14 protein-coding genes are annotated in these 12,386 nt (G+C 44.9%); 7 read left to right on the top strand and 7 right to left on the bottom strand.

What is annotated here, in order from left to right:
• On the bottom strand, positions 1-2,382 hold a 2,382-nt coding region (locus LYNGBM3L_RS18325; protein WP_131827373.1), incomplete at its 3' end, for an alpha-mannosidase.
• 509 nt (positions 2,383-2,891) lie between these two features.
• Between LYNGBM3L_RS18325 and LYNGBM3L_RS18320 the strand changes: the two genes are divergently transcribed.
• The 4 genes from LYNGBM3L_RS18320 (at position 2,892) to LYNGBM3L_RS18315 (ending at position 6,739) form a co-directional block, all read left to right on the top strand.
• Positions 2,892-4,913 carry a hypothetical protein gene (locus LYNGBM3L_RS18320; protein WP_044493780.1) on the top strand — a complete coding sequence of 674 codons (2,022 nt, stop codon included), beginning with the start codon at positions 2,892-2,894 and terminating at the stop codon, positions 4,911-4,913.
• Positions 4,914-5,252: 339 nt separating this feature from the next.
• Positions 5,253-5,729, top strand: a complete 477-nt coding sequence (locus LYNGBM3L_RS41130) for a hypothetical protein (RefSeq protein WP_131827068.1) — start codon at positions 5,253-5,255, stop codon at positions 5,727-5,729.
• A 422-nt stretch (positions 5,730-6,151) separates the two neighbouring features.
• Positions 6,152-6,427 carry a hypothetical protein gene (locus tag LYNGBM3L_RS36745; RefSeq protein ID WP_229414590.1) on the top strand — a complete coding sequence of 92 codons (276 nt, stop codon included), beginning with the start codon at positions 6,152-6,154 and terminating at the stop codon, positions 6,425-6,427.
• A gap of 39 nt (positions 6,428-6,466) precedes the next feature.
• Positions 6,467-6,739, top strand: a complete 273-nt coding sequence (locus LYNGBM3L_RS18315; RefSeq protein ID WP_008186314.1) for a type II toxin-antitoxin system VapC family toxin — start codon at positions 6,467-6,469, stop codon at positions 6,737-6,739.
• A 260-nt stretch (positions 6,740-6,999) separates the two neighbouring features.
• On the opposite strand, the gene LYNGBM3L_RS34040 is transcribed toward LYNGBM3L_RS18315, so the two are convergent.
• Positions 7,000-7,896 (bottom strand): phytanoyl-CoA dioxygenase family protein, encoded by an 897-nt coding sequence (locus tag LYNGBM3L_RS34040; RefSeq protein WP_008186312.1) that lies wholly within the window; start codon positions 7,894-7,896, stop codon positions 7,000-7,002.
• Positions 7,897-7,943: 47 nt separating this feature from the next.
• Entirely contained in the window at positions 7,944-8,618 is a 675-nt protein-coding gene (locus tag LYNGBM3L_RS34035) for a class I SAM-dependent methyltransferase (RefSeq protein ID WP_008186310.1), read from the bottom strand.
• Between the two features lie 262 nt (positions 8,619-8,880).
• On the opposite strand from LYNGBM3L_RS34035, the gene LYNGBM3L_RS41125 reads away from it, so the two are divergent.
• A complete protein-coding gene (locus LYNGBM3L_RS41125) occupies positions 8,881-9,045 on the top strand; it encodes a transposase family protein (RefSeq protein WP_143764213.1) in 165 nt (54 codons plus the stop codon).
• A gap of 926 nt (positions 9,046-9,971) precedes the next feature.
• Positions 9,972-10,160, top strand: a complete 189-nt coding sequence (locus LYNGBM3L_RS47580; protein WP_071986904.1) for a hypothetical protein — start codon at positions 9,972-9,974, stop codon at positions 10,158-10,160.
• Here LYNGBM3L_RS47580 and LYNGBM3L_RS18295 read toward each other — a convergent pair.
• From LYNGBM3L_RS18295 to LYNGBM3L_RS18285, 3 genes are all read right to left on the bottom strand, one after another.
• A complete protein-coding gene (locus LYNGBM3L_RS18295) occupies positions 10,152-10,430 on the bottom strand; it encodes a hypothetical protein (RefSeq protein WP_044493777.1) in 279 nt (92 codons plus the stop codon). The genes LYNGBM3L_RS47580 and LYNGBM3L_RS18295 overlap by 9 nt on opposite strands.
• A 10-nt stretch (positions 10,431-10,440) precedes the next feature.
• Positions 10,441-11,007 carry a methyltransferase family protein gene (locus LYNGBM3L_RS18290; protein WP_008186306.1) on the bottom strand — a complete coding sequence of 189 codons (567 nt, stop codon included), beginning with the start codon at positions 11,005-11,007 and terminating at the stop codon, positions 10,441-10,443.
• A gap of 248 nt (positions 11,008-11,255) precedes the next feature.
• Entirely contained in the window at positions 11,256-11,453 is a 198-nt protein-coding gene (locus tag LYNGBM3L_RS18285) for a hypothetical protein (RefSeq protein ID WP_044493793.1), read from the bottom strand.
• A 138-nt stretch (positions 11,454-11,591) separates the two neighbouring features.
• Between LYNGBM3L_RS18285 and LYNGBM3L_RS36725 the strand changes: the two genes are divergently transcribed.
• Complete coding sequence (locus LYNGBM3L_RS36725) at positions 11,592-11,762, top strand: hypothetical protein (protein WP_202799219.1); 171 nt, start codon at positions 11,592-11,594, stop codon at positions 11,760-11,762.
• Between the two features lie 57 nt (positions 11,763-11,819).
• On the opposite strand, the gene LYNGBM3L_RS18280 is transcribed toward LYNGBM3L_RS36725, so the two are convergent.
• Positions 11,820-12,062, bottom strand: a complete 243-nt coding sequence (locus LYNGBM3L_RS18280) for a tetratricopeptide repeat protein (protein ID WP_008186300.1) — start codon at positions 12,060-12,062, stop codon at positions 11,820-11,822.
• Between the last annotated feature and the right edge of the window lie 324 nt (positions 12,063-12,386).

Raw genomic sequence — 12,386 nt, 5'->3', positions numbered from 1 at the left:
GGGGGGCTGGGGGGGATCTAAATCTTGCGGAAAACTTTGAAAACACGCCCTAACCCCTCCCAGGAGGGAATCGGGAATCGGGAATCGGGAATCGGGAGATAGCTCTATGGTCAACTCCACATCATTGCTGCACAACCAAAAAACACGATATCCTACCGAAGGAATATTACTGGCTAGAAACAGCAATTCTATTTGAGAATAGGAGAGATTTTCATTGTTATTGTCATGGTTTGGGATATCTTGGGCTTGATCGTGGCTAACTTGAGAGACTATCTTTTCCCCAAAACAGTCATACACTTCCCATTCGATTGACTCGACCGGTATAGAAACAGGTAACGAAACAGCTAAAGAAATCGCAATTACTTCTGAACGCTGCCAATTGAGAGGATTAAAGACAATAATCGCTTGAGCATTGGGTTTTGGTGGTGGTGGCAGGGTGATCTTGGATGCGATCGCATTTAAGGATTCCTCCAATATATCTCCCGTCACCTCCTCTACTTCCTGCCAAGCCTGATTAGCGTCTACAAAGACTTCCGGAATCGATGTTCCTGGTAATATATCGTGGAACTGATTAAATAACACCTTTTTCCAGGCTTCCTCTAGTTCAGTCTTAGGATACGCTTGTCCTGTCGCAATGGTTTTTAGGGCTGCAAACAGTTCTGCTTGGTACAACAATCCCTCACAACGACGTAGATAGCGCTTTTGGTCAGCGTGAGTGGTATAGCAACCCCGATGGAATTCTAGATATAGTTCATCATTCCAGACCGGAATCTCTTTAGTGGTTTGGCTTTGGCCTTTCCCCCCTCCCCTCTGCTCTGTTCTGCTTTCTTCTCTCCCCACACTTCCGACACTTCCGACACTAAGGTTCTCAACACAACTTGCAACCTTCAACCTGCTAACCTTGGCCAAAAGGCCACGCTTCGCGAACAACAAATACTCACTGGCCGTGGTAAATTCCAGCTTTGGGAAGAATGGGGATTGTTGCCAACGTCTTGCTACTTGTAACATATCCCTGGTGGGACCACCGCCATGATCTCCCACACCAGGTAACCAAAATGCCTCCTTGAGTGAAGTTTGAATTTCCCAATCAATGGCATAGCTTGCCATAGTAATGGGATTTGTATCCATAACACCAGCAACGTTAGGGGGAGACATTAGGCTGAAGATTTGACTGCCATCGGGAGACTGCCACCAGAAAGCACCATAGGGAAATTTGGTGCTATCGTTCCAGTGCAGCTTCTGGGTCACGAAGTAGTCAATTCCACCCTGTTTGAGCAATTGAGGTAGTTGCCAACAGAAGCCAAAACTATCGGTTACCCATGCCACTGTGGTTAACTGACCGAAGGTTTTCTGGACGTAACGTTGACCATAGAGGATTTGTCGGACAATTGATTCACCATCAATTAAATTTAATTCCGGTTCTACCCACATCCCCCCCACAATTTCCCAGCGACCAGCAGCCACTTGTTGTTTAATCGCTTTAAATAAGTCAGGGCGATGCTGCTCTATCCAGGCATAAAGGGCAGGTGTGGTATGGCAAAAGGTGAAATCTGGAAATTCTTGCTGTAGCTTTAATACTGATTCAAAGGTACGCACAGCTACGTCCCAGGTCTCGCTCACTGGCCATAACCAAGCTAGATCAAGGTGAGCATGACCTAGCATTTGGATAGAGTTTTGACTATTTTGAATTCTGAAGTTTGAATTCTCAATTGTACTGAGTTGTTGGCGCAATCGGGTAAGCGATCGCATAAATTCTGTCGGCTGTGAAACCATATCCCAATTAATCTCAGCCACAGCCTTAGCTAGAGTCGCTAATTTTTCGGGTTCAAAGTTAGCGCTATACTTTTGTAAGACAGCCAATTCATCAGCTACAAAGCCTGGATCGATATCATGATTGGTGGCTTCGTAGAGGATTTGCGATCGCATTAATCCCCCGATATCATGACCAGGACTAACCAACCTTAGGGCTACGGCAAACTCTTCCCCTGGCACGACTGTTGAAGTTAGCAGCATCCGTGTGGAGGAATCAAACAAATCCCCTTCTTGTACCAGCTGACCGTTGACAAAAATCTCAGCCGATTCTGCCCACCACGTCAATACCAAACGTAATCCTAAGCCAGCTAAAGGATAGCCCTGCAAATCCTGGGGCACTAGGAATCGTTGACTCAACCAGATCACTTGTCTGCCAGCAGACCAAGTAATGTAATCCTTGTCATTACGTTGGGCTATTGACCAATTCTCCCAGCACTCTGGTTGAGTGGCCACAGGGTAAGGAATATCTTCATTACAGTATCGCCAACCCTGCTGAACATTTGTTTGAGTTAAAGCACGGAGTTTTGCGATCGCATGATTAATTCCATCAATAATCCTAATCTGATCCATTGGGTTTAAGTAATTGGAATAAGATTAGTCAAATTTTCCCTAAAATCAATGGCACCGACTATGATTAATTTGTTATTGGTGGTTTATTGAAAGTTATAGCGCTACGCGCAAGGCAAGAGGCATGCATGCTAGAGGCAAAGGTGCCCTTGACCCATGAAGAATTAAATTCGCCACGGGTCGCACCTAAAAGTTGACTACAACAGCTTTTGAGCTTGTATCAATGTCAAACAGCTTAATGGGTAGTGCTATGAGCGCTAGCCGTCAACTGTCAACCAATAACCAGTTCCTGGTATAGATGCAGCTTAAATGTCGATCAGGCTGATAAGCGCGTTTGTATTTGAGATGTAAACCTAAAAGCTCTTTTTTTATTGGACAATAAAATTGAGGAGCTCTTGCCCCTGTTGCCTGTTGCCTGTTGCCTGTTGCCTTTTGCCTTTTCCTGCAATAAGTGTGTTCACAATCGAGATACAAATCGCTATAGCTAATCCCTCACCCAAGCAATAACCATCATGTCTTCCCCTGCCAAAGGTCCCTATCGCAGTAGATTGTTTAACTTTATCAATCGACAATCTCAACGGTTTGTTGACCAAATTGAACGTACAACACGGCATTTAAAGGTTGCAGCGGTATGGGGAGGACAAATTTTACTTTATCCGGTTTACCTGCTAGTGCAAGCTAGTTTATCGGCTGGGCGTCAAATCTCCTCTTCAGTAAAAGCTGGATTGCCCCAATTAAGGACATTTAGCCACGCCCAGACCCAGGAAACACCGCCAGAAGCAGATACAGCAATTCAGCGAGTCTTACAAGAGTTGAACCTTGGCAGCTTTAACCTTCAACTTGGTCTAGACAACCTAAGACCGTCTAATGGGCAAGCTGTTACCCTAAATAACGGGCAACCTATCCTAATCGAACGGCAAAGGGGAACATCCCTAAATAACGGGCAACCTGTCAGCCTAAATAATGGGCAAGCTGTAACCCCAGGAGAATGGGCAACCCCAAATCAAACCCCAGCTAAAGCCCCAACTAATCAGCATATCCTGATTCAGGGAGTGGCCTGTTTATTGGACAACAGGGGTCTAGTGCTGGTGACAGTGGACAATCAAATTCTGGATATATTGACACCCCAGCAGCAGCAAAAACTAACATCCAGAATCAGCTGGGAGGTGGCTGACTTACTGCGTAAATGGCGTTTAGCCCACTCGTTAGATGGCAAAAAAGCATCCCCTTCCCTTGCTACCTTAGATCACCCCCCTATTTTTCCACCGATCAGGCTATTCTGGCGATTGATGGCGTGGGTGCAAACTAGTCCTGTAGCGATCGCAATTAATCTCTTCGGGGAATCGAGGATCATTCCAGCTGTTTCCAACCCTCAATCAGCAACCTCTGAGCACGGACAACCTAAACCCGAAGCATTCAATCTATCACCGTCTACCCCAATTGAGGAGGTATTGGGCTTTCTGGATGACAAATTGCTTGAGCTGGAATCACACCAATTAGTCCCAGGGTCTGAAGTGGTGGTTAAACTGAGTGAGCAAATCCCCCTAAAGCTGCGCCAGAGCACTAATCAGCTGATTAAAGCCCTACAAAAACCATTGATTAAGGGTGATAGCTCAGAGGAGGTAACGGCGGGGTCTGAAACTAACCGATTTAAACTCTTAACCTTAATCTATGCTGCGATTGACTACTTCTTTGGCAGAAAATCATCTAATTTTAGTTTGAGTGGTTCCTCAGAGCAATCTGAAATTCCTTCTGGTTCTGGAGAGGTTTTACCAGGAGGAAACAGGGATGATTTCTACCCAGAAGCCCATCAGCTATCAGGAGATAATTCCCCATCACTTTCCCCGTCATTAAAACCATCCACCTCAATACCATCTCGGTCTAAATCAGATGAACTTGATCCTTGGTTATCCGATAATGATTTATGGGGCAACCCAGATGGATCTGAGCACTACCAAAATTTATCTTCCTCAACCTCCAACTCCGGAAATCAGGCAGAATTACCGGTTGCTAATCTTAAATCTAGACATCAGTTACCAGAAGGATTCAACAGCAAGATTCCTGTGAAGCCAGAAAAGTCTATTTGGACCCTCTTTAAGCGATACCTGAACTTAATAAAAACTCCAGGTAAGCTGATTATTTCCAGAAAGAAATCCTCAAAAACTAAACCAAGACGATCCATCAGCCAGAATACAAATTCCAGGACTGAAAAATCACCAGACCTGTCCCAAATTCAGGATAATTTAGGAAAAACTACTCCCAAAGAATCTCAAGATCAAACGCTAGCAGTTGTTAACTCTGGTAGCACCAAGGTTAACGGATCTAAGGGAGAAGAAAATAGTGCGATCGCTAACTCTAGAAACCATAGTGATGTAGAGCCAAATCAAGACTGGATTGAAACTAAAGCAACTCCAGAAGGATATGTTAAACATCCTTTAGAACGAGTGCTGGAGTGGTTAGACATAACCATACTTTGGATAGAAGAGCTAGTGGTTAAAATTTGGCGATTGCTGCAACGGTTGTGGCCATTTTGAAGAGAAGGGAATAGGGAGTAGGGAATCGGGAGTCGGGAGTAGGACACTCTATTTTAAGATTGTTAAATCCCAGGGCTATTTCATTCTAAAAATGCGCTCTTTGTGTGTGAGCGTCCAAATTGGCAGTATCGCTGTGCTTGAGCCATATTGGAGAAGCCATTGGAGCGATAGATATTCAGCGCAAAATTACGAGCAACTGCAAAGATTTGAGGTAACTGATGCTTGCGTTTGCGCTGACTGACTGACAAAAGGCGGTGACTGTTTTGTCAAACTGTTTGTCAGATGGATGTTTGAGGGATTAAAAAAAGCTGAGTGGGAGCCAGCGTTCTAAGATGCGCGATGCCACTCAAAACCATAGGAACGCACTCGAAAAAAAACTCCCGCCTCTACAATGCCCTGAATACCTGGCTGGGTCAACCCAGTCCCTGGGCACACAAAGCCCATCTAACGGTCTGTCTATGGATGGTGGTAGCCAAGATCCATAGTGGTGAAGTTAATCTGACCCGCTGGATATCCTATCTACCCTGCCTCCGACAGTATGCTCACAGTAAGCACAGACGGGTCCGTCGATGGCTCAATAACCCTCGTATCAATGTACATCGACTGTATAAACCCTTGATCCAAGCGGCCTTGGTCCACTGGCAACAGGAGTGTCTTTACTTGAGCTTGGATACGTCGTTGTTCTGGGATGAATATTGTCAGCTCCCTTGTGGCAGTGGTTTATCGGGGTCGTGCCCTGCCAGTGGCGTGGGCTATGCTTCACCACAGCAGTGCTATGGTTTCCCACACGCGACTACCGAGATGTGTTGGACCTAGCAGCTCGGTGCCTACCCAAAGACGTGAAAATTGTCTTATTGGCTGCTAATCGGGTTTGTCCATAAGGATTTGATCAAAGCCCTAACTCAGCAATGGCATTGGCATTATCGTATCCGTTTGAAAAAGGATGCGCTTGTTTTGGCGCTAGGGCATTGGTTGGTGTCAACTTAAACAGTTTCACGCTCTACGGGGCGAAGCGCTGTGTTTTCACAACGTGGGATTGCATAAAGACCAATGGTATGGCTCGGTTCACTTTGCATTTGGGCGCAACAATATCAATGGTGATAATGGGCGATCGTCAGTAATGAACCGACCACCTTACAAACATTCTGTGAATACGGATTGAGATTCGATATTGAGGAGGCTTTTAAGGACGACCAGTCCAACGGCTGGAACATCCAGAAATCTGAGATTCGGTGTGTATGTGCCCTGCCCTTGACTGTGGTTCATCTTGGCCTTGGCCACACTTTATGTCACAGCCCAAGGCACATTGGTTGTGGAAACGGGAAAACGACGGTGGGTTGACACCCATTGGCGCACGTGGCAACAGCTATTTCCGCATCGGCTGGGATTGGGTCAAAACTGCTCTGTTAAACGGATGGCGACTGATTCGTCACGTCAGTTTCACCGACCACCGTGATCCTGACCCAGTTATGGCATCGCGCAAACAACACGAAAAACGAACTTATAGGCATTAGTTCAAAGTACTGACGTACAAATATGCTCCGGAATAACTTTTGTCAGTCAATCAGGCTGGAAGGATAGTTCTTCCCGTACCTATTCGAGAATGGTTTGAAATCGCGCTGGCACAAGAAGGGGTTATTCTTATATCTATAACTCCGGCGATCGCCGTTGATGCTCAATCGCTACCAGGTGAGTTCCACAAAGATCCGGCAGATAGAATAATCGTGGCAACGGCAAGAGGATGCGATTGCCCTGTGGTGACGGTAGATCAGAAAATACTCAACTATCCTCACGTGGATGTTATTCGACCTACTGAAAGTTCATAATTCTCTAAGGCATTGCGAGAACGTCATTGTGAGACATTTTTTGACACACGCTCAGATAGGCTTTCACCAATGTAGCGCAATCTATACTTTTTGAGAATAGAGTACTACCTAAATTCATGTTATTGTTTTTCGCAAAAGGACTTCCAAATTAAAAATGCCGAAAGGGTTCTGTGGAATAGACAGGATAATCTCCAAGAGTAGGCTGGAGAGCAAACATGACTCTTTGTTTACAAGATATTTGCTTCAGGAGATAGGATAATTTATTCCTTGGAAGTATCAATTAACTTTTCATGAAAGGTTTTACGTTTGCGGCGACACTGGTCTACGTAGTCCATGTACATACCAGGATCGTGGTCAAGCCCTGATTCTCGATCTAAGAAGAGCGGGTAGTCGTCAGCAGGTGGTCTCTCATGGTCATAGCCATAGATGTAGCTACGCATAATAATTCGCTGTTCCCGGTTCAGTATCTTCAGCCATTCCGGATCGGAAGTAAGCCGATCACCTGAAGCGATCCATGACGGGGAATAGCAGAGGAAAAGATTGTAGCGGGTCGTTTCACTTAGGTTAGGCTCTACACGATGCCAGAGCGCACCAGTATGGATTGTCATAGTACCCTTTTTAACACAGAGAATCTGTTCGCCTGGTACACTCTCATTAGTATGATAAGCATCTAGGTACTGCCAGCGATGACTACCTGGTATGTAGACAAAGTTCCCCATTTGGGGATGAGGGAGGTCTGTTAGCCAATAGCTGACCTTGGTCTGCAATGGTAAAATTGGCGAAAAGACGGTCTTTGGTACTACACGAGCTCCATCAAAATGCCACTTGTTGTGCCAATCTCCAGGTGTACGCATGAACATTTCTGTTAGCTGCAATTTGAGCTGTTCCCCGTAGATATCATATACAAATCCAACGTGCCGTTGATGGTCAATCAGATCTGCAAGCATGGGATCGCTTTCGACAAAGTTTTCCATCCAGAATGTCTTTCCCTCTTGGTAGGTGGGATGACAATGGGCAACACTATCCATGACCATCTTATACATATCCACTTCATCATCGCTGAGGGCATTCTCGATGATAATAATACCCTTATCCATGAAGGTTCGCCAGTTTTTCTCGGTAAATCCAGGTGGAGCAGTTCTGTACTGTTTGCTCATAGCTCTTCATCTTTGTCCAAGATATTTCCTTTCCGCAATGAGTAACTTTATCCTGTGATTTTTTTGATAACAAACATTGTGACGTCGAATGGATGGTAGTTATCATGAAAGTAAACTTGATGGTTTGCACTGATAGTTTCCCCAACCCACTGCTTAATTATCTTTAGGTCGTAATAAAATAGCTCTGGCTTTGGTTTCGTGCAACGGATCGTCAGAAAATTACAGGCAACACCGAAAGTGGCAAGTTCAATCATGCGTCCGATCATTGAGATAAAGTATTTTTTATTGTTTGTTACTCGTGGGGTCAAAGCTCCCGAACAGATTACATAGTTGGCTGGTCTCAAATTGTGGCACAATATATTCGCCTTCTCAAACGTCACACACGGAAATTGCTCTGGAGGAAACTTTTGTTGCGCTAGATTTACCATCTTCGTAAGGATATCTACACCGCTATAATGCCTGGGAACCTGACCTTGTTCCAAAAGGTATTGGTAAAATCCGCCTAACCCCATCCCTACGTCGAGAACAGAAGCTTGATGGAATGGCTTTCCAACTAATTGAGCGATCTTTGATAGGACTTGAAACCGCAAAAGTTGAGATTTATTGCTTACGTAACCTACCTTAGCCCAATCTCCCTCAAGCTCTAGTCGCTCATCATAGCGCTTGGATATTGTTGATATTTCTTGCTTTGTTAACATACATAAAAAAAACTTACCAACCATTTGCTAATTTTGATCTGAGGCGAAAAAAATTTCTAACGACAGAATCATGTTTTTAGCGAACCTATTATACAATGACGGAGTTGTCATACCGTCAGAATGTATTCACATATTCAGTTCAACGACTCTCACTAAATTCTCGATCCAACAAAAAAAAACCGAAAAATAGCTCAAGCCCTTTCCATCAGAGACCAGGGCTATTTCATTCTCATGAAAGCCAAGAAATGCTAGGCTTACAAGTTAACCGAGAGTTTGATTAGTGACCATGGGTCAGCCCCCCCAATCTGCCCCTGCTGTTTTACTGCCTAGCCTGTCCCAAGAGGAGTCAACCCCAGAGCCGATCGAGATTTTAGAAGCCTTTTCTGATATCCCAGATGTGCGCAAGGTCTCAGGTAAACGGCATAAAGTCGCTCTATGTCTAGCTCTGTAACTTCAGGCTATAGCGGCTGGTAACCGAGGGTTAAGAGCGATTGGCGATTGGCTCAACAGCTATCGGGAGGAACTTATTGAACTATTCAATCCCCCAAAGCGGCGAATTCCTTCCTACAGCACGATTCGTCGTGTCCTAAAAACCAAAGGATTATCAGCAGTATTCTGCGGCCCTGGCTCGGTTCTTTGGCATTGAACCCAAGGCGCGGGGAAACCTTAGCTGTCGATGGGCTTTGTCTTACGGGGCTCATACCAACTAGAAAGGGACAATCCTGATTCTCCCCCTCACAAGCGCAATTATGTTAGTCAGTGCTTACCTGGTCGAGCGGGGTTTGATTCAAGAGCCTGATCAAGTGGATAGCAAAACGAACGTGCGTCAAAGCCAAGAGACGAAACCTTAGGTAGTGGTCGCCTTAATCAAAAAGTTTTAACCCTTTTATGCATAGCCGACTAACCATAAAGGCGACCACTACCTTACGGTAACTTCAATACCAGAATTTATTACGCAACTGGCTGTTAAGGGTGTGGTCAACGCCATAGATGCGATTAGCACTCAAAAAAACGGCTCAGTTGATCAAAGAGAGCTGAGAATCACTACCTGGGGGCGATTAAAGGCAATCAGGGCAATCTATTCAAAAGCGTCAAAGCTTACTTTGTAGCCGAACACAGTCATACTGACATTACTTAAGGACATGGTCGGATCGAGAAACGGGTCGGCACGCATCTGCAACCAACTCGACAACATCCAGCCCTGGCCAGGGCATTAGACTCTGATTCGAACCCTTAGTGTTCGACAATTCAAAAAGGGGGGGCAACACCGTCTGGAAAAGGAAACACGCTACTATGTTGCTTCTTACGCCCTTGTCTGCTGAGTCCAAAGCCTCAGCGCATCCCTTGGATATTGGGGTGTAGAGAACAAGGTTCATTATGTGCGATTTGGTTACTCAGGGTGAAGATGCTTCACGTATTCGCATGCATCAGTTACCTCAAATCTTTGCCGTTGCTCGTAATTTTGCGCTGAATATCTATCGCTCCAATGGCTTCTCCAATATGGCTCAAGCACAGCGATACTGCCAATTTGGACGCTCACACACAAAGAGCGCATTTTTAGAATGAAATAGCCCTGGTTAAATCCACAGCTAACTCAGGCTCAGGAGCTAAGGATCCATCGGGATAGAGAAACAGAATCAATCGCCCTAGTCGAACTGGGCGCTGGCAACTTTTTCCCATCACTGTTTTGATTTGGATAGGCATGACGCCATTAGGGGGATACGCCCACCACTCCCCATTGCGACAAAAGGGATTGCTATAGCCTTGCTCTTCACACCAAGCATGGCAGACCCCACGAATCGCACCGCCGAGATCGTTATAGTGTGGGATGGTCATATGTAAACTTTTAACCTTGTGATTGAGGCCATAACTTAGGTAAAAACATTCCTGTGTTTTCCTTATACACTTTATAGTCAGCCGCAAAACTACTAGCTAAAAATTTCGCTTCTTCTTGGCGAGCAACTTGATAGTAGGGTAAAAAGATTACTACTACTGTGATTAGTAGCCAGAGTTGATTAGTAACAAAAACACCAGCTAGCACACAGAGCAGGTAGGATGTGTAAAAGGGATTACGAATGAATTTATAGGGGCCAGTGGTAAAGATGTGGTTTGGTAAATCATCGGAATAGCAAAGAGACAAAGGTTTATCCTTAGTTGTTTTCACTGTCCACCAAAACAAAACTAGTGAGCTGATATAGATGCTCAGTCCCATTAAACTTAGGATTAGATTGGTTTCTTCAGTAAGAACGATGGTACTGACCTGTAGAACTATTAATAGCGTCCATAAGACAGACAGAATCCGCACACCATTTGGGATTCCGTTAGGCCGAGTAAATAAAGCCAAGCCTGCCCAAGAAAAACTAATCAAACAAGTTGTGAATAAGATTAGGGCGCAAGATTTTAATACTAGCATGATGTTTGATAGCAATTCTACGACTTGTGAGGTACAAATATCTAGGTTTTAGGGAGCAGGGAGCAGGGAGCAGGTAAGAGGGAATAGAGAATAGGGAATAGGGATAAAAGTCAGTGTACTTGATAGTTATGCAAACCGCCGTATGTTTAGCTATCAGCTTAAGCGCTACGCACACGCTACGCTAACAGCTATCAGTATTCAGTGTGGAACGGGCAAGATGCCCATTCCACCAAGATGCATGTAAATTTCTAGGATTCTTCATCCATCGGATTATTATTACCGACATCGAATACAATCACAAATTTTGCATCAGGCATTAATCGTTTCAAAGCCCACAAATGCCCCTCTGCATCCGACCGATTGCGGAAGCGAGCAACAACTACCCGCTGCATCTTGGGTAACAGTCGCATGACCACCCATGGATGAAGCCGTTCTGAATACGTCATCATAAAAGTATCTCCTTGTGATTGGGGAGCCAGAGCTAGCCCGTAGATTTTGCACTTTCGCCGGGCTAGCTCTTGACTCTGGGCGTCTCAGCGCCCACTTTTATAGTATAGCACAAATAATCTTATATTATAACATATTTGAAAAATTTTGTAACAAACTTTTCGGGAGTCGGGAATCGGGAGTCGGGAATCGGGAGTCGGGAATCGGGAATCGGGAATCGGGAATCGGGAATCGGGAATCGGGAATCGGGAGTCAGAAATGTTGTGGAACAGGCATCTTGCCTGTTTCTCTTACAGGGTTTTTCATAACTATAAGATACACAGGATTTTTTCCCTCTTGCCTATTGCCTCTTACCTTCCCTACCCTTACTCCCAACGTAAACTCTTCAACACCTCTTCCGTAAAAGGATTCTTACCAGCCCGAAGCTCATCTATCCATTTTTGCCGTTGTTCTTTCGACTCATCATGATCGCTCCAGTCTACATATGCCTGAAAATCTGATATCGCTCCTGCGGTATCTCCAGTCAGGGCCCTAGCCAAACCACGACTATCCAGAATACCTCCATTTTCAGGATCTTTTGCTACTGCTTTTTCACAAGCATCAATCACCTCAGCAGCATATCCATGGAGACTACCAAACCAACAGATTGAGTTCCAATCATAAGCAGAAATTTCTAGGTTTGGATCTAGTTTTTGTGCTTGTTTGTAGAGAGATAGGGCTTTGGTTAATTGACCCTTTCGAGCTAACTGCTCACCTTGTTTAACTTTAGCGATCGCTCTTGCCTTTTCCTCTGGGTCGAATTCTAGGTCAGAATTCCATTCTTGGGCTTTTTAAACTAGCAATAGCACCATCGACATCCCCCTCTTCTGCTAACTTATCACCTTGTTCAAGTTTAGCGCGTGCTGCTAGTTGTTTGGCTTTTTTCTCTGGGT

Source organism: Moorena producens 3L (genome assembly GCF_000211815.1).
Classification (GTDB): domain Bacteria; phylum Cyanobacteriota; class Cyanobacteriia; order Cyanobacteriales; family Coleofasciculaceae; genus Moorena; species Moorena producens.
This window is presented reverse-complemented; position numbering and strand designations above follow the sequence as displayed.

Bases quoted from the DNA above. Each gene is read 5' to 3' on its own strand.
- LYNGBM3L_RS41125 (WP_143764213.1), top strand. From the start codon at position 8,881: ATGGGTCAGCCCCCCCAATCTGCCCCTGCTGTTTTACTGCCTAGCCTG.
- LYNGBM3L_RS18285 (WP_044493793.1), bottom strand. From the start codon at position 11,453: ATGACGTATTCAGAACGGCTTCATCCATGGGTGGTCATGCGACTGTTA.
- LYNGBM3L_RS34040 (WP_008186312.1), bottom strand. From the start codon at position 7,896: ATGAGCAAACAGTACAGAACTGCTCCACCTGGATTTACCGAGAAAAAC.
- LYNGBM3L_RS18290 (WP_008186306.1), bottom strand. From the start codon at position 11,007: ATGCTAGTATTAAAATCTTGCGCCCTAATCTTATTCACAACTTGTTTG.
- LYNGBM3L_RS18320 (WP_044493780.1), top strand. From the start codon at position 2,892: ATGTCTTCCCCTGCCAAAGGTCCCTATCGCAGTAGATTGTTTAACTTT.
- LYNGBM3L_RS47580 (WP_071986904.1), top strand. From the start codon at position 9,972: ATGTGCGATTTGGTTACTCAGGGTGAAGATGCTTCACGTATTCGCATG.
- LYNGBM3L_RS34035 (WP_008186310.1), bottom strand. From the start codon at position 8,618: ATGGTTGGTAAGTTTTTTTTATGTATGTTAACAAAGCAAGAAATATCA.
- LYNGBM3L_RS18295 (WP_044493777.1), bottom strand. From the start codon at position 10,430: ATGACCATCCCACACTATAACGATCTCGGCGGTGCGATTCGTGGGGTC.
- LYNGBM3L_RS36745 (WP_229414590.1), top strand. From the start codon at position 6,152: ATGTGCCCTGCCCTTGACTGTGGTTCATCTTGGCCTTGGCCACACTTT.
- LYNGBM3L_RS41130 (WP_131827068.1), top strand. From the start codon at position 5,253: ATGCCACTCAAAACCATAGGAACGCACTCGAAAAAAAACTCCCGCCTC.